Origin of the sequence: Rhizobium sp. Pop5, assembly GCF_024721175.1 — a bacterium.
Lineage (GTDB): Bacteria > Pseudomonadota > Alphaproteobacteria > Rhizobiales > Rhizobiaceae > Rhizobium.
The window spans coordinates 2,853,053-2,868,923 of sequence record NZ_CP099399.1; the positions used below are offsets into that span (position 1 = coordinate 2,853,053).

Here is a 15,871-nt window from a genome sequence, read left to right on the forward strand (position 1 = left end):
TCGGATGCCTGATCCCGAAGACATTAGGAAGAGACGTCCCGGCAAAACTCTCCAAGCTCGCAAGTTGCGCCGAACCGAAACCGAGGAAGAATATCGGCTTTGGGGTGATCTGCGAAATCGGCAGTTGAATGGGTATAAGTTTGCACGACAGGTTCCACTTGGAGCCTTCATCGCCGACTTTCTATGCCGGGAAGAGCGACTGATTATCGAAATCGATGGATTTCAACACGCCGACAATATGTCTGACATGGCTCGGACCTGGTGGCTAAACCAGGCTGGATATTCAATCCTCCGATTTTGGAATCATGAAATAACCCAGGAGCGAAGAGCAGTCCTCGAGACGATCCTTGCCGCACTTGAAAGGCGGATATTCCAGCGCGATGATATCCTTCGCTTCTATCCTGCGATCGTTCGTACGGAGAAATTGAAAACATAATGCGCTTGAACCAAGCCCCCTCATCCGACCCTTCGGGCCACCTTCTCCCCGTTGGGGAGAAGAGGGGAGCAAGCATATCGCGCCACCGTCCCATTGCAGGTGCTGAGGAGTGGGACGTCGCCACATACCTCTTCTCCCCAGCGGGGAGAAGGTGCCGGCAGGCGGATGAGGGGGTCTTCGCGGCATACTCCGTAGGTTACGAGGCCGCTCTATGACCGACCTCCCCACCTTCCTCGCCGCCCACCCCGACAGCATCCTCGTCGACATAACAGCCACGCAGGGTTCCACTCCACGCGAAGCTGGCGCCTTCATGCTTGTCTCGCCAACCGCCCTATGGGGCACGATCGGTGGTGGACAATTCGAGTTCATGGCGATCGCCAATGCGCGGGAAATGCTGGCCGGAACCGGCGGGGCACGGACCATGGACATCCCCCTCGGCCCCGAGATCGGCCAGTGCTGCGGCGGACGTACCCAGTTGCGGTTTCGCCGGCTGACAAGCACTCTGAAAGACGAACTGGAGGCAAGGCTTGCCGGCGAGATCGAGCATCTGCCGGAGGTCTTTCTCTTCGGGGCCGGCCATGTCGGCCGGGCGCTGGCGGCGGCTCTTGCGCCGCTGCCCTTGTCGGTGACGGTCGTCGAAACCAGGCAGGAGGAACTCGCCAACCTGCCTGATGAAACCAGGACCCGGCTCGTGCCGATGCCGGAAGCGCTGGCGAAGGAGATTCCTGCCGGCGGCGCGGTCGTCATCCTGACCCATGACCACGCGCTTGATTTTCTCATCGCCCGCGAAGCGCTTGAAAGAACCGATCTCGCCTATACCGGCATGATCGGCTCATCCACCAAACGCGCCACCTTGGCAAGCTGGCTTTCCCGTGAAGGCGGCGGCGAGCGCGGCTGGATGGAGCGGCTGACGCTGCCGATCGGCGGCTCCGCGGTCAGGGACAAGCGCCCCGTGGTGATCGCCGCCATGACCGCCGCCGAAATCCTGACGGCGCTTGCGGCCTACCGCATGCGCTCATCCTCGTAATAGGGATCGCGTCCGTCGAGAAAGCCGAGATCGCGCTTGACGCGGTCGGGTGCTGCGTCGAGATCGAGCCGGGACATGCGCCATATCCGCGCCAGCCGACCGCCGATGCGCTGGAAAATCCCGATGGTCGGCTGCGGGCGGCTTTGGTCGATAGCTTGGCAATCCATGGCATCACCTCGATGGTTTGATGGTACGAGTTGCAGTTTGTCGCCAAAAATGCTGCAATTCCAATCGAACAACCGTCTGCTTACATCAAGAGAACTTATCCATGAAACTCTCAAAGCAATTTCCGCTGAATGCGCTACGCGTCTTCGAGACCGCCGCCCGGCTCGGCAGTTTCACCAAGGCGGGCGAGGAGCTCGGCATGACGCAGACGGCCGTCAGCTATCAGATCAAACTGCTGGAGGAGAATGTCGGCGAGCCGCTTTTCCTCCGCCGTCCGCGTCAGATCGCACTGACGGAGACGGGCGAGCGGCTGGCGCCGAAGGTGACCGAAGCCTTCGCCATGCTGCATGACGCGATGGCGACGGCGCGCGACAGCGTCGAAGGCACGCTCGCCATCAGCTCGACCCATACCTTCGCCTCGAAATGGCTGGCCCCGCGCCTCGGCTCCTTCCATTTGAAGCATCCGGCGATCGCGGTGCGTTTTCAGGCGACCTCCGACATCATCGATTTTACCCGCGAGCAGATCGACGTCGGCATCCGCTGGGGTGACGGCAACTGGCCGGGGCTGACGTTGCACCGGCTGATGGGCCTGGAGTTCACGCCGATGCTGAGCCCGAAGCTGGCGGAATCGGCAGGCGGCATCAAGGAGCCGCGCGATCTCCTGAAACTCGATCTCTTCGATGCCGGCGATATCTGGTGGAAGCAATGGTTCGAGGCAGCCGGCGTCACGGAGACGGATCTCGACCGGCGCCCGCGCAACCAGCTCGGCTCCCAGGCGATGGAAGCCGATGCGGCAATGGCCGGGCATGGCGTCGCCATCCTGCATCCGGCTTTCTACGAGGCTGAAATCGCGCTCGGCCGGCTCTATCAGCCCTTCGAACTGACCCGCAGCGACGGCAAGGCCTATTGGCTCGCCTATCCGGAAAACCGACGCAACGTGCCGAAGATCAAGGCCTTCCGTAACTGGATTCTCGAAGAGATGAAGGCGGCCGGCAATTAAATCAGACGACGGACCCGGTGGGTGAGCCGGGTCCGATCCCGTCGTGTGGCTTCAATATCCCATCTCCGGCGCGTAGAAGCAGCGCGGCGTATCCTCGTTCGGGAACAGACAGAGATGATAGTCGTTGTCGCCGGATTGCATCGCCTTCGTCATCGGCAGCAGGAAGACGTGAGCATGCGTGACCAGCCGGTGGTCGCCCGGCAGCAGCGTCACACGATATCCGCCTGGCGTCACCGCCACGCTTTTGGAAGGGATCATCTGGCAATCGCCATTATGACTGTCGCCATTGCAACAATAGGGGTCATAACTCCACCCCGAAGGTGCGTCGTGAGCCGTCGCCAGCGACGCATACGCAATCATCACACACGTCAGAATACTGCGCATGGGCATCTTCTCCGTTGATGAATGCGCCGCCGACATGCAACGGTTCTTATTTTATTCCGGCGGCCTGCAACATAACTGTAATCTAGTTGTCACAGTTTCAAGATCTGCTGGATTGGCAGACCAAGTATAAGCCGGAGATAATGCACAGCCTTCTCGGCAGCTTTTAGGCACGCCAGGTAAGATCGGCGACGCGGCCTTGGCCGGTTGCGGCCGTTGCGGAAACCGCCGCATGCGCGGTCCTTCATTCTCCTCTTCCCTCCCCGCCAAAATTTCCGCAATGTCGCGAGTCGGAGGAAGATAGGGGAACTCGATGTATGAATATGCAATAGCATGGGAATGGCTGGCCTTCGCGGCGCGCTGGTTCCATGTCGTCACCGCGATCGCCTGGATCGGCTCGTCCTTCTATTTCATCGCGCTCGACCTCGGACTGGTGAAACGCCCGCATCTGCCGCCCGGCGCCTATGGCGAGGAATGGCAGGTCCACGGCGGCGGCTTCTATCATATCCAGAAGTATCTGGTGGCGCCCGCCCAGATGCCGGAACACCTGACCTGGTTCAAATACGAAAGCTATTTCACCTGGATCTCCGGGTTCCTGATGCTCTGCATCGTCTATTACGGCGGCGCCGACCTCTTCCTCATCGACCGGCACGTGCTCGACATCAGCCCGCCCGTCGCGATCCTGATCTCGCTGGCATCGCTCGCATTCGGCTGGATCGTCTACGACCTGCTCTGCAAATCCCCGCTTGGCCGCAACACCTGGGGCCTGATGGCGGTGCTCTATGTGGTCCTGGTCTTCATGGCCTGGGGCTACACGCAGCTTTTCACCGGCCGCGCCGCCTTCCTGCATCTCGGCGCCTTCACCGCGACGATCATGTCGGCCAACGTCTTCATGATCATCATCCCGAACCAGAAGATCGTCGTCGCCGACCTCATCGCCGGCCGCACGCCCGATCCGAAATACGGACAGATCGCCAAGCAGCGTTCGCTGCACAACAACTATCTGACGCTGCCCGTCATCTTCTTCATGCTGTCGAACCACTATCCGCTGGCCTTTGGCACGGCGTTCAACTGGGTGATCGCGGCGCTCGTCTTCCTGATGGGCGTCACGATCCGCCACTGGTTCAACACCACGCATGCGAAGAAAGGCCGGCCGACCTGGACGTGGATCGTCACCGTCATTCTCTTCATCCTGATTATGTGGCTTTCGACCGCGCCAAAGCAGCTGACGGGCGAGACGGAGGCGGCGGCAGTGGCGCCCGCCTTCCAGCAATTCGCCGGCGATCCGCACTTTCCCGCCGTCAAACAGCTGGTCTCCACGCGCTGTTCCATGTGCCACGCCGCCGAGCCCGTCTATGAGGGTATCGTGCGACCGCCAAAGGGCGTAAGGCTCGAAGACGACGCGGAAATTGCCGCCCATGCCCGAGAAATCTATATACAGGCAGGCCGCAGCCATGCGATGCCGCCCGGCAACGTGACCGATATTACGCCGGACGAACGCAAGCTGCTCGTCGCCTGGTTCGAAAGCGCAGTCGAAGGCAAGAAACAATGACGACGACACTTCTCCGCGGCCGCCTGCTCTCCTTCCATCGCGCGCCGCTGAGCCTCGCCGACGGCCAGAGTTATCTCTACGAGGAGGATGGCGGCCTGCTGATCGAGGACGGGCTGATCGCCGCGGCCGGCTCCTATGCCGACGTCAAGGCGAAGGCAGCCGAGGGCACGGCCGAGATCGACCATCGGCCGCATCTGATCATGCCCGGCTTCATCGACATGCACCTGCATTTTCCGCAGATGCAGGTGATCGCCTCCTATGCGGCCAATCTGCTCGAATGGCTGAACACCTACACGTTCCCGGAGGAATGCCGCTTCGTCGAAACCGCCCATGCTGAAAGGATCGCGACGCATTTCTACGACGAACTGATCCGCCACGGCACGACGACGGCCGTTGCCTATTGCTCCGTGCACAAGACCTCCGCCGACGCCTTCTTCGCCGAGGCGATGAAGCGCAACATGCGCATGGTCGGCGGCAAGGTGATGATGGACCGCAACGCCCCGCAGGGCCTGCTCGACACGCCCGAGATGGGTTATGACGAGACCCGCCAGGTGATCGCGGACTGGCACGGCAAGGGCCGCAACCATGTCGCCATCACCCCGCGCTTCGCCATCACCTCGACGCCGGCGCAGATGGAAGCGACGGCGACGCTTGCCCGCGAATTTCCCGACCTGCACATCCAGACGCATCTTTCGGAAAACCACGACGAGATCAAATTCACCTGCGAGCTCTATCCCGAGGCGATCGACTATACCGACATCTATGCCCGCTACGGCCTGCTCGGGCCGAAAAGCCTCTTCGGCCATGCCATCCACCTCTCGGAGCGTGAAGCCGATGTCATGAGCGAGACAGGTGCGGTCGCCGTCCACTGCCCGACCTCGAACCTCTTCCTCGGCTCCGGCCTGTTTCCGCTGAAGGCGCTCTCGCGCCGCGAAAAGCCGGTCCGCATCGGTGTCGCGACCGATATCGGCGGCGGTTCCAGCTATTCGATGCTCAAGACCATGGACGAGGCCTACAAGATCCAGCAGCTGCTCGGCGAGCGGCTGAACCCGCTGGAAAGCTATTACCTCATGACGCGCGGCAATGCCGAGGCACTGTCACTCGCCGACCGGATCGGCACGCTGGAACCCGGCACCGAAGCCGACCTCGTCGTCCTCGACGCCGCCGCGACACCGGCCATGGCGCTGAAGATGGAAACGGTGAAGACGCTGCCCGAGGAACTCTTCCTCCTGCAGACGATGGGCGATGACCGGGCGATCGCGGAGACTTATGTGGCGGGCGTCGCTTTGAAAGCGGTGCTTCGAGCAGTTGCATGAGCATCTCGGCATTCCCCTGGATAACCTGATCCGGCCGATCCGTGGCCGAAAAGCTGCCTGACACCGCAGAATTCACGTAACATTGTGGCATATTCCATGTTACGCAGGTAGTCGCGTTCAGTTGTGAAGGTTCCATTCATGGCCACTCCGCTCACCATCGCCGATCTGAAAAAACTCGCCCAGCGCCGCGTGCCGAAGATGTTCTTCGACTATGCGGATTCGGGCGCCTGGACGGAATCCACCTATCGGGCGAACGAGAGCGATTTCGGTGAGATCAAGCTGCGCCAGCGCGTGCTGGTCGACATGACCAACCGCACGCTTGAGACGACGATGATCGGCCAGAAAGTGTCCATGCCCGTGGCTCTTGCGCCAACCGGCATGACCGGCATGCAGCATGCCGATGGCGAGATGCTGGCGGCGCGCGCGGCCGAAGAATTCGGCGTTCCCTTCACGCTGTCGACGATGAGCATCTGCTCGATCGAGGACGTCGCTTCGGTGACGACGCGCCCCTTCTGGTTTCAGCTCTACGTGATGCGGGACAAGGATTTCGTGCTCGACCTCATCCGCCGCGCCAAGGCCGCGAAATGCTCGGCGCTGGTGCTGACGGCTGACCTGCAGATCCTTGGCCAGCGCCATAAGGACCTGCGCAACGGTCTCTCGGCACCGCCGAAATTTACCGCGAAACATATCTGGCAGATGGCGACCCGGCCCCTCTGGTGCCTGGAGATGTTGCAGACGAAGCGCCGATTCTTCGGCAATATCGTCGGCCATGCGAAGAACGTCGCCAATGTCGCCTCCGTGCCCAAGTTTGCGCACGAGCAATTCGACCCGCGCCTCTCCTGGGCTGATGTCGCCTGGATCAAGGAGCAATGGGGCGGGCCGCTCATCATCAAGGGCGTTCTCGACCCGGAAGATGCCAGGGCCGCCGCCGACACCGGCGCCGATGCGATCATCGTCTCGAACCATGGCGGCCGCCAGCTTGACGGCGCCCCCTCCTCGATCAGCATGCTGCCGAAAATCGTCGATGCCGTCGGCGATCGTATCGAAGTCCATCTCGACGGCGGTATCCGCTCCGGCCAGGACGTCTTGAAGGCCGTGGCGCTCGGCGCAAAGGGCACCTATATCGGCCGCCCCTTCCTCTACGGCCTCGGCGCCATGGGCAAGGAAGGCGTCACTCTGGCGCTCGACATCATCCGCAAGGAGATGGACATCACCATGGCGCTCTGCGGCAAGCGCGACATCAACGACATGAACTCGTCGATCATTTCAGGACGGCAATGATCTGCTGGTAATGGCGCGGCAAGGCTCGTCAGATATGCTGGCGAGCACTTTCAATCACCTGCCGTTCTATTCAGCATAGCGGCTGGCCATCGGTCGCATTGAACAGAAGGATCGCAAAGGTGACGAGACTGATGGCAAGTGCAAAACGCTGCCGCCAGACGATGCGGCGCGACCCTGCAATCCGCATATCGAGGCCACGCAGTGTCCTGTCAGGCTTGCGAAGCTGCATCCGGAACAGCAGGTCGTCGACGGCGGCAAGACCGGCGGCCTCCGTCTCATGGCTCGACGCGAGACGAAACAACAGCGCATCGAAAAGGAGATGGATCGCCAGCCCAAGGACGACCAGGCAGAACGCAAGGATCAGGAGCCAGCCGAGCGATGGAGCGAGACCGCGATGTTCGACGGCGATCGGGCCGACAACCAGCGGCAGCAGCGCTGCCAGCCCGCAGAAGATTGAATTGCGGCCGAGATTTCGCGCAGCCGCCGCGGCCGTGGCATTCCACTGCGTCATTGCAAGCCCTCCGCCACGGCATGGATACTTTCGACGGGCAGATAGACACGCCACCCCGCCCGTTCGATCAGCCGCAGCGCTTCGGCTGGATTATCGCAACGCCGGCTGATGAGCAGCCAACGCACGATGACGCCGGCGCTCCGCTGGAAACCGAGCGCACAGCAGACGAGGACCGGTCCCTGGTGACGCGCAGCCTCGATGAGGTTCGCCGCCGCTTGGGTCTGGATCTTGTCGAGGCCTGTCAGATCGAGGGTGGGAAAGCTGGACCAGCGCGCGAGCGTCCCGTTCGGGCGCTGAAATTCCCCGGTGATGTCGATCACGGCGGCAAAACGGTTGGCCTCATGGCGACGCGGAAAACGACCGAGATGAACGCCATCGGCGATCACCACGGATGGCGGCATTCTGCGGGTCCAGAGCCAAACATTGACGGCAGCGGCGAGCCGGTAGGGCGCCAGCAGCCAACGGCTGGCCAGCGCGGCCCGGCCATCGGGGCGTTTCAGGAAGATTTGCGGGCCGGCGCCGAAATATCCGACTGCGACGATCGCCAGCGCGACGGCCGGCCAGAGCAAGAAAAGTGCCGCGGCCGACAGAGGAGTAAAGAGCGCTGTCAGGCCGAGAAACGCGACGGCGCCGCACAGATAGCAGATGCCGAGACGGCGCGACTTCGGATCGCCGCTCAACGCAAAATTCGCAAGAGGGGAACCGGCATCGCGCGGAAAAAGCCAGGCGGCAAACAGGCCGAGCAGCACACCGGTCGGTATGTCCATGACGTGATGCTGCCATGTCGTCATCACGGAGGCGCCGATGAGGAAGCACCAGAAGTGCCAGAGAAGCCGGGCCCTGTGCGGCAGCCGGCCGCGCAGATGATCCCAGATCACCACGAGCAGCGCGATGTGCAGCGACGGCGCCTGGTTGAACGGCTTATCGAAGCCACCGAGGACCGCGAACATGAAACCAGGCAGGCCGCTCGTTGCCGGCCGCACGAAGGTTGCTTCGAGCGGAAACGCGATAAAGCAGGCGACCGCGATTAACTGGATCGTCAGATAGCGCCTCGCGAGCATATCCACCTCGCGCGGCGTCGTGTTGATGAACAGGCAGAGTGCGTAGAACAGATTGATCGACCAATATGGAACGATGGTCCATGCGATGAACGGAATGGCGCTTTCCCATGCGAAGGCGATGTTCGGCACATGGGCGCGTTGCGATGCCAGCCAATTGGCGCCGCCATAGCTCAGATAGAAGAACGGCGCCAGGAAAACGAGCCAGAGCGCCGCCCGCTTCAGGACCGGCGCTGCCTGCGAAAGAGTGGAATGTGCCTGCCCCAACGCTTTGCCCTCAGATCCTCTCCGCCAGCGAGACGGTGAAAATGCCCCACTGGTCGATGCGCTGTTCAATCTTGCGGAATCCGGCAGCGGCGACCAGCTGGTCCATTTCTTCTTGCGTCCGCCGCCGCATCACCCACGCCTGGCCGCCGCGGTGGGAGGTGAGCGCGCGGGCGATCATCTCCAGTTGCGGATGCCATGGCTGGTTGGTGTAGACGAGCAGACCGCCGGGTTGCATCGCGCGGGCGATCCCGCCGAGCGAGGCGGCGATCATCGCATTGTCGGAAAACAGCTCGTAGAGGCCGGAGACGATCGCGAGATCCGGAGCCGGCGTGATGGCTGCCAGCCCCTCGCCGTCAAAGGCATCCTGCTGGCGGAAGCTCACGAAATCACTCAATCCGCGCGCGGCAATGCTGCTGCGGCCGGCCTCGACGTTGACGGGGGAATAATCCTGCAGCCGCGCACTACCGGGACGCACGGCAGCCGTCTCGATCGCATCGAGGACATAACGGCCGTGCCCGGCCGCTATGTCGAGCATATGCGTACTGCGGCCGGCTGCTTTCAGGCGCTGCAGTCCATTGTCGATCAGCTCCTGCAAGTGCAGCTTTCGCTGCCTGATGCCGCGCCAACCGATCGCCTCGAGGAACACCTTGTCGATCAATCGCCCGCCGGGACCGAGCCCGCGCGGCTCGTTCTCGTAGACGTAATCAAGCGTCGAACCGGAATCGAAACCGGTCTTGACGCCAGTCTTTATACCTTCAGACACCAGCGCGCCGAGCCTGATGTTGAGACGGCTGAGCGCCCAGTAGATACCGCGTGGGGATATGGCGTCCAGAGGGCTCGCGAGCCGGTCGGCCTCGTCCTTGGTATAGCCCTGAATATGGGCGGTGCGAAGGTCGGCAGGCGCCTGGGGCTCGGCGAAACGCGCATCGATAAAACGGCGGATCTCGGCGAGCGCAATCGCACGGTCCTTTTCGCCAAGTGTGTCGTGGTAAAAGCCGGCAAGCACATGCCGTTCCTTGATGCGGCTGCCCAAGTTCTCGTAAAACCGGTGCTGCGGCGCGTGTCGCACCACCCAATCGCTGCCGGAGATCAGCATTTGGGTCGGAACGGTGATGGCGCGGGCGTCGTCGACGACGCGGGCTGCCGCCTCATAGAGCTGCACCAGAATATTGGAGGCAATCGGCCTGGTGATCAACGGGTCGGATTCGTATGAGGCGATGCGCTCGGGATCATGCGTCAGAAACCTCGCCTTGACATAGGAATTGACGAAAAATGTCCCTTTAAGCTTTTCCCAGAGCGCAATGCCTTCTTTGGCAAAGGGCACGTAGAGCTTGACGCTGAAGGCCGGCGAGGCCAGCACCAGCGCACGGATCGGCGGCGCGTAGTCGTGCACCCAGGTGGTGGCCAGCACCGCGCCGACGCTCTGCGCGATGACGGCGATGTCTTCGACCGCAGTACCGCTTGTCTCGCTGACATGGCGGACGAAGCAATCGAGATCACGCGCCGAGGCGGCAAAGGATGGCGAATAGCCGCGCTCTCCCGGTGAACGGCCGTGGCCGCGTGCGTCCCAGGCGTAGAAGGCAAAATCATCGAGGCCGAGCTCGGCGGGGAGATGGGCGACGCGGCCGCTGTGCTCGTGGCCGCGATGGAGAAGAATGATTGCGCCCTTCGGTGCTGCGCCGGTCGCAGGCCACGCCCGATAAAAGAGCCGAGTGCCGTCATGCGATACAAATTCGGATTCACGCACTGGTCTGGCCGTCGAGGACGGTTGCACGCTATCGGCAGTTTGCAGCACGGTCTTCTCCAATTCTGATCGGTGGATAGGTTGCAACCATTGGCGGAATAGTGATTTGAATTTATTGCAGAAGTCTAGTCACAAATGTAAGTCTTACGCGAGAACCAATATGAAGTATGGGCTTCCCACAAGTATGACGAACCGCACCGCCGGAGCCGGGATAGACTTTTCCAATGCCGCGAAATTCCACTGAGGTAGCATGTCTGTTTATCAGCTGAAGTCCCGATTTCAGAATATTCTTCGCCCTCTGGTGCGCTCTCTCGCGGCGCGAGGCGTTACCGCCAATCAAGTGACTTCAGTTGCCGCCGCCGTGTCGGTTGCACTTGGCCTCTTTTTGACCGTCGCTCCGCTTCCGCATTGGTTCCTGCTGGTGCCGGTATGGTTTCTCCTGCGCATGGGCCTCAATGCCATAGACGGCATGCTCGCCCGCGAACACGGGCAGAAGAGTATTTTGGGCGCCTATCTGAACGAGATCGGTGATGTCGTGTCGGATGCCGCCCTGTATCTGCCCTTTGCGCTCATCGATCCGAGCGGCTTGATGCCGGCGATATCAGTCATATTCCTCTCGGCGCTGACGGAATTTGCCGGCGTTTTGGGTCAAACGGTCGGGGCAAGCCGACGTTACGACGGGCCGATGGGCAAGAGCGACCGTGCAGTACTTTTCGGCGCGCTCGGCATCTATGTCGCCGCTGGCGGTAAGTTTGCGGGCTGGACGTCGTGGCTTTGGGCAGTAGTGGCCCTTCTTCTCCTATGGACCATCATCAACCGCATCGGCGCCGGCATTCGCGAGGCGCAAACGGCCGCCCTTCAGGCACCGACGAAGGAATGATCGCAGCTATGGCCAACCCGGGTTATCTCACCCAGCCCGTCGCCAGCGCACTCGCCCAGTCGGCACGGCCCCTTTCGGCGGCCAGTGCCGACATCGCCATGTGGTCATAGGCAACGGTTCGGAACTGCCATATCCATCCAGCCGCGGTGTTTTCCAGGATGGCATAGCTCGCCAGCGGATGGCCGACTTCCACCTTGTGGTAGCAGGGCAGCTCGTCGTCATAGGCCGCGCAGCCAACGCTGCCGGGATTGACGATCAGACGGCCGTCTGAGAGGCGGACGGCGCGCGGGAGGTGGCTGTGGCCGCAGAGGATCAGCGGCAGGTCGATGCCTTCGGCGAGTGCCGCGATCGCCTCGATCGGTTTCAGGAAGACATGCCCCTCCGGCGAAACCGATTCCAGCCAGTAGAGATTGTCGTCCTTAGGCGTGGCATGGCAGAGATAGACTTCGCCACGATAGACGCTATCGAACGGCAGGCTGCGCAGCCAGTCGAGGTGGGATGGCGTCAATTGCCGATAGGCAGCGGCATCCGAGGCATGCATGGCGGCCGGATCCTGCTCGATCAGGTATCGGTCGTGGTTGCCGCGAACCGATGTCAGATTAAGCGGCATCAGCATATCAGCCGTCCGGCCGGCCTCCAGCGGTCCGCTGAAGAAATCGCCGAGATTGACGATCTCCTCAATGCCTTGGACCTGAATATCCGCAAGCACTGCCTCGAGCGCCAGATGGTTGCCGTGAATGTCGGCGATCGCAGCGAACCTCATTCAGCTGCCTCTGTAGGTGGAATAGCCATAGGGCGAAATCAGCAGCGGCACATGGTAATGCGCGTTGACATCGGCGATGCCGAAGCGGATCGGCACGAGATCGAGGAAGGCGGGATGCGGCAGCGGCGTGCCGCAGCCTCTGAGATAATCGCCGGCGTGGAAGACCAGTTCGTAGGTGCCGACGTGGAAATTCTCGCCGACGAGAATCGGGCCGCCATCGACCCTTCCGTCAGCATTGGTCACAACAGTCGTCAGATGCCTGCGCATCTCGCCGTCGATCCGGAAGAGATCGATCCTCAGGCCTTCAGCCGGCTTGCCGAGCGCGGTATCGAGAACATGCGTGGTCAGTCCGGTCATAGGGCTGGCTCTTTGATGATGAAGGGGATTTCGAAGAAGAATTCCTCCAGATTATTATCAGGCCCTTCGCGATCGACGACCAGGAAATCGGAGGCTTGGCCGAGCGTCATCAGCGGATGATGCCAGACATTGCGGCGGTAGTTCACGCCCTGGTCCCCGCGCGCCAGAAACACCTGAGGCTTGTCGGGGCGTCCATTCACGTCCTCGGAGACGACGACGAGGAAGGGGCGGCCGGAAACCGGCGAGAAACTCTGGCTGCCGAAGGGATGGCGCTCCATCATGTCGACCGCATAGGGAAAGCTGCGCGGCTGCCCGCGGAAGAGATTGATGATGACGCGCGCGCCCTCGCCCGTCGCTTCCGCCACCGCGAGCGCATGGAAGCGCTCCGTCGTGCCGCCGTTGATGAGCCGCATCGAGGCCGTATCGGCCTCGATCACCTCGCCGAAGGGAGCGAAGGCGGATTTGGTGAGCGGGCGGATGTCGAGACATTCGGGCATGACTTCACTCACCTTGGGCATGCCAATAGCGGACGGCATCGATCGCCGAAAGAAGCTCCGGCAGCGTTCGGTATGTCGCCTCCCATATATCCGACGGATTGAGATCGAAAACCTCTTCGAGGATACGATTGCCCGTGCCGCAGATTTTCGTCCATGGCAGGGTTGGATGTTCCGTCGCAAATTCCGGATGTGTCACCAGCAGGCGAGACGCTGCCGCCCCGATGGTGAAATGACAGAAGGCAACGGCCTTGAAGGTGAGCTTGTCTCCGGCGAACGCCGTCTCATCCATTCCGCCGATGAAAGACAGCGCTTCTGATGCCGCTTCATACATCTCATTGAGATAGTCGATGGTGCGCCGCTCTTTCATTCAGCCTCCGGCAACAACGAGGTCAGGCGCAGCAGCGCGATCCGCTCGACCTGAGCAGCCGCGGTCCCGAATTCTTCGTCCCGGCCATTGCCGATCCGCGCTTCGAAGGCCGACAGGATATCGTCCTTGCCGAGCCCCTTGACGGCGATGATGAAGGGAAAGCCGAATTTTTCGACATAGGTCGAATTGAGCTCGGTAAAGCGGGCATGCTCGGCCGGGCTCAGGCGGTCAAGACCGGCACCAGCCTGCTCCTTGCGACTGTCCTCGGTGAGTTCGCCTGATATAGCAAGGCGCCCGGCAAGGTCGGGGTGGGCGCGGAGCACGCCGAGGCGCTCCTCGCCGCTTGCCGCGCGGAAGACGGCGGCAAGCGCCGCATGCACGCCTGATGCGGTCAGCGGTTCCTTCACGCTGCCCGCATCATAGGCGCGCTCGGCGATGAAAGGGGAATGTTCGAAGACACCGCCGAAGCGGGAAACAAAATCCGCGCGCGACAGCATCAGAGCGCATCCGGCTGATGATGCTTGTGCCAGTGCTCGGCAATCTCGACACGGCGCGGAATCCAGACCTTGTCGTGCTTCAGCACATATTCGATGAAGCGCTTCAGCGCCGCCGCCCGACCGGGACGCCCGACGAGCCGGCAATGCAGGCCGACCGACATCATCTTCGGGCTGCCGTCCTTGCCTTCCTCATAGAGCGTGTCGAATGCGTCCTTCAGGTAGGTGAAAAACTGATCGCCTGAATTGAAGCCCTGCGGCGTGGCGAAACGCATGTCGTTGGTTTCAAGCGTATAGGGAATGATTAGGAAGGGTTTCCCGTCGACGCCCTTCACCCAGTATGGCAGGTCGTCGGCATAGGAATCGGAGGAATAAAGGAAGCCGCCCTCCTCCTGAACCAGCCGCAGTGTGTTGTCTGATGGTTTGCCCTGATACATGCCGTAGGGCCGCTCACCGGTGAGTTCGGTGTGCAGGCGCACGGCTTCGAGGATGTGCTTGCGCTCAAGATCCTCGGGAAAATCCTTGTATTCCAGCCAGCGATAACCATGGCTGGCGATCTCCCAGCCGGCTTCTTTCATCGCCGCGATGGCCTCGGGATTGCGGGCCATGGCCAGCGTCACGCCATAGACGGTCGCCTGCACCTTGAGATCGGTGAACATCCGCCACAGCCGCCAAAAGCCGGCGCGCGAGCCATATTCGTAGATCGATTCCATATTGAGGTTGCGCTGTCCCGGCCATGCCGCCGCGCCGACGATCTCCGACAACAGGTTTTCGGATGCCGGATCTCCGTCCAGGATCGAGCTTTCGCCGCCCTCCTCATAGTTGATGACGAATTGCACGGCGATGCGCGCCTCGTCCGGCCATTTCGGATCGGGCGTCTGGCGCCCGTAGCCGACGAGATTGCGCGGATAGGTCTCGGATACCATTAAATCACCTTCTGAAAAGACGGGGAACGGTATCATTCGCAGCCGGAATGTCGAGACGGAAACTGCGCAACGCAATTTTCCCGTTATGGAACAAATATTTAGTGCGCAGATTCTCAGGCGATCTTGCGCGCGCTGACCTTGCCCATCGGATGGAGCGAATGAACGCGGAAGGGACCGCCGGCGCCCTCTTCGATCATCAGCGCCACGTTCGAAACCATGATCGGCTCGCTCAGCACGGGTTCGAAGATCGTCCGCAGCGCCGGTTCGATGCGCGGCATGTCGACCGCGTTGATCGGGCCTGTCACCGGCATGTGGAAGCGGAATTCCTCCATCACGTAAGGATTGCCCCAACGGTGCAGATTGGCGAACTGCGCGGCCGACAACCCGTCGGGATCACTGCGCTCGATTTCTGCTTCGCTGAGAGGCGCGCGGAAACGGTCGAATTCCTGCACGATCGCGGAGGCGAGATACTGGATCTGCTCACAGGGGATGTTTGGCAGCAGGCTGTAGAAATTCCCGAGCCTGGCGACTTCGAGACGCGGCATCCGGAAGGGAAGCACCGTTCCGGAGAAACGCATAAGATCGCGCAGGAGTTGAGATTCCGACATGTCGGAGGGCAGGTGGAACGGTGCCTTCAGGACACCGTGAAAACCATAGCGCCGCGGCACGGCTGTATGGAAGGCGATCTCGTGAATGCCGAGGCCGCGAACCGCCGGGGGCTCCGTCACATCGCCAGAAAACACGTTTCGGCCAAGCCAATTGGCGGCCACGAGCGACAGCGGGTCGCTCGCCGGAGGCGTGAAGCAAATGGCATAGCGCATGCAATTTCCTCCATCAAGGAAGTGAGCG

18 protein-coding genes and 1 pseudogene are annotated in these 15,871 nt (G+C 61.5%); 7 read left to right on the forward strand and 12 right to left on the reverse strand.

What is annotated here, in order from left to right; genetic code table 11:
- Positions 1-16: 16 nt before the first annotated feature.
- A pseudogene (locus NE852_RS16445) lies at positions 17-436 on the forward strand (endonuclease domain-containing protein); the annotation flags it as partial.
- A gap of 211 nt (positions 437-647) precedes the next feature.
- Entirely contained in the window at positions 648-1,463 is an 816-nt protein-coding gene (gene xdhC, locus NE852_RS16450) for a xanthine dehydrogenase accessory protein XdhC (RefSeq protein ID WP_008530585.1), read from the forward strand.
- On the opposite strand, the gene NE852_RS16455 is transcribed toward xdhC, so the two are convergent.
- Positions 1,439-1,630: a hypothetical protein gene (locus NE852_RS16455; RefSeq protein WP_008530584.1), complete on the reverse strand. Its 192-nt coding sequence runs from the start codon at positions 1,628-1,630 to the stop codon at positions 1,439-1,441. The genes xdhC and NE852_RS16455 overlap by 25 nt on opposite strands.
- 101 nt (positions 1,631-1,731) lie before the next feature.
- Here NE852_RS16455 and NE852_RS16460 point away from each other — a divergent pair, with 101 nt between their 5' ends.
- A complete protein-coding gene (locus tag NE852_RS16460) occupies positions 1,732-2,628 on the forward strand; it encodes a LysR substrate-binding domain-containing protein (RefSeq protein WP_258155840.1) in 897 nt (298 codons plus the stop codon).
- 51 nt (positions 2,629-2,679) lie between these two features.
- On the opposite strand, the gene NE852_RS16465 is transcribed toward NE852_RS16460, so the two are convergent.
- Positions 2,680-3,012 carry a hypothetical protein gene (locus tag NE852_RS16465; RefSeq protein WP_003565666.1) on the reverse strand — a complete coding sequence of 111 codons (333 nt, stop codon included), beginning with the start codon at positions 3,010-3,012 and terminating at the stop codon, positions 2,680-2,682.
- Positions 3,013-3,322: 310 nt separating this feature from the next.
- Here NE852_RS16465 and puuD point away from each other — a divergent pair, with 310 nt between their 5' ends.
- The 3 genes from puuD (at position 3,323) to NE852_RS16480 (ending at position 7,158) form a co-directional block, all read left to right on the forward strand.
- A complete protein-coding gene (gene puuD, locus NE852_RS16470) occupies positions 3,323-4,561 on the forward strand; it encodes a urate hydroxylase PuuD (RefSeq protein ID WP_008530575.1) in 1,239 nt (412 codons plus the stop codon).
- Entirely contained in the window at positions 4,558-5,877 is a 1,320-nt protein-coding gene (gene guaD, locus NE852_RS16475) for a guanine deaminase (RefSeq protein ID WP_008530574.1), read from the forward strand. Before puuD ends, guaD begins: the two co-directional genes overlap by 4 nt.
- Positions 5,878-6,015: 138 nt before the next feature.
- A complete protein-coding gene (locus NE852_RS16480; RefSeq protein WP_258155841.1) occupies positions 6,016-7,158 on the forward strand; it encodes an alpha-hydroxy acid oxidase in 1,143 nt (380 codons plus the stop codon).
- A gap of 70 nt (positions 7,159-7,228) precedes the next feature.
- Here NE852_RS16480 and NE852_RS16485 read toward each other — a convergent pair whose 3' ends face one another.
- The 3 genes from NE852_RS16485 to NE852_RS16495 are packed head-to-tail and all read right to left on the reverse strand — an operon-like array spanning position 7,229 to position 10,789.
- Positions 7,229-7,669 (reverse strand): hypothetical protein, encoded by a 441-nt coding sequence (locus tag NE852_RS16485; protein WP_008530572.1) that lies wholly within the window; start codon positions 7,667-7,669, stop codon positions 7,229-7,231.
- Complete coding sequence (locus NE852_RS16490) at positions 7,666-8,994, reverse strand: phosphatase PAP2/dual specificity phosphatase family protein (RefSeq protein WP_008530571.1); 1,329 nt, start codon at positions 8,992-8,994, stop codon at positions 7,666-7,668. The genes NE852_RS16485 and NE852_RS16490 overlap by 4 nt, the downstream gene beginning before the upstream one ends.
- 10 nt (positions 8,995-9,004) lie before the next feature.
- A complete protein-coding gene (locus NE852_RS16495; protein WP_258155842.1) occupies positions 9,005-10,789 on the reverse strand; it encodes a bifunctional alpha/beta hydrolase/class I SAM-dependent methyltransferase in 1,785 nt (594 codons plus the stop codon).
- Positions 10,790-10,988: 199 nt separating this feature from the next.
- Here NE852_RS16495 and NE852_RS16500 point away from each other — a divergent pair, with 199 nt between their 5' ends.
- Positions 10,989-11,618, forward strand: coding sequence for a CDP-alcohol phosphatidyltransferase family protein (locus NE852_RS16500; RefSeq protein WP_008530563.1), 630 nt, complete (start codon positions 10,989-10,991; stop codon positions 11,616-11,618).
- 22 nt (positions 11,619-11,640) lie between these two features.
- On the opposite strand, the gene NE852_RS16505 is transcribed toward NE852_RS16500, so the two are convergent.
- The 7 genes from NE852_RS16505 to NE852_RS16535 form a co-directional block, all read right to left on the reverse strand.
- Positions 11,641-12,381, reverse strand: a complete 741-nt coding sequence (locus tag NE852_RS16505; protein WP_258155843.1) for a metallophosphoesterase — start codon at positions 12,379-12,381, stop codon at positions 11,641-11,643.
- Entirely contained in the window at positions 12,382-12,738 is a 357-nt protein-coding gene (gene uraH / locus NE852_RS16510) for a hydroxyisourate hydrolase (RefSeq protein WP_008530557.1), read from the reverse strand.
- A complete protein-coding gene (locus tag NE852_RS16515; RefSeq protein ID WP_205621965.1) occupies positions 12,735-13,256 on the reverse strand; it encodes an ureidoglycolate lyase in 522 nt (173 codons plus the stop codon). The genes uraH and NE852_RS16515 overlap by 4 nt, the downstream gene beginning before the upstream one ends.
- The gene (locus NE852_RS16520; protein ID WP_008530554.1) at positions 13,240-13,602 is read right to left on the reverse strand and encodes a DUF86 domain-containing protein; all 363 of its coding nucleotides are present in this window, start codon (positions 13,600-13,602) and stop codon (positions 13,240-13,242) included. The genes NE852_RS16515 and NE852_RS16520 overlap by 17 nt, the downstream gene beginning before the upstream one ends.
- A complete protein-coding gene (gene uraD / locus NE852_RS16525) occupies positions 13,599-14,099 on the reverse strand; it encodes a 2-oxo-4-hydroxy-4-carboxy-5-ureidoimidazoline decarboxylase (RefSeq protein WP_258155844.1) in 501 nt (166 codons plus the stop codon). The genes NE852_RS16520 and uraD overlap by 4 nt, the downstream gene beginning before the upstream one ends.
- A complete protein-coding gene (gene puuE / locus NE852_RS16530; protein WP_008530548.1) occupies positions 14,099-15,022 on the reverse strand; it encodes an allantoinase PuuE in 924 nt (307 codons plus the stop codon). Before puuE ends, uraD begins: the two co-directional genes overlap by 1 nt.
- A 113-nt stretch (positions 15,023-15,135) precedes the next feature.
- Positions 15,136-15,843, reverse strand: a complete 708-nt coding sequence (locus NE852_RS16535; RefSeq protein WP_008530547.1) for a DUF1045 domain-containing protein — start codon at positions 15,841-15,843, stop codon at positions 15,136-15,138.
- Positions 15,844-15,871: the final 28 nt, after the last annotated feature.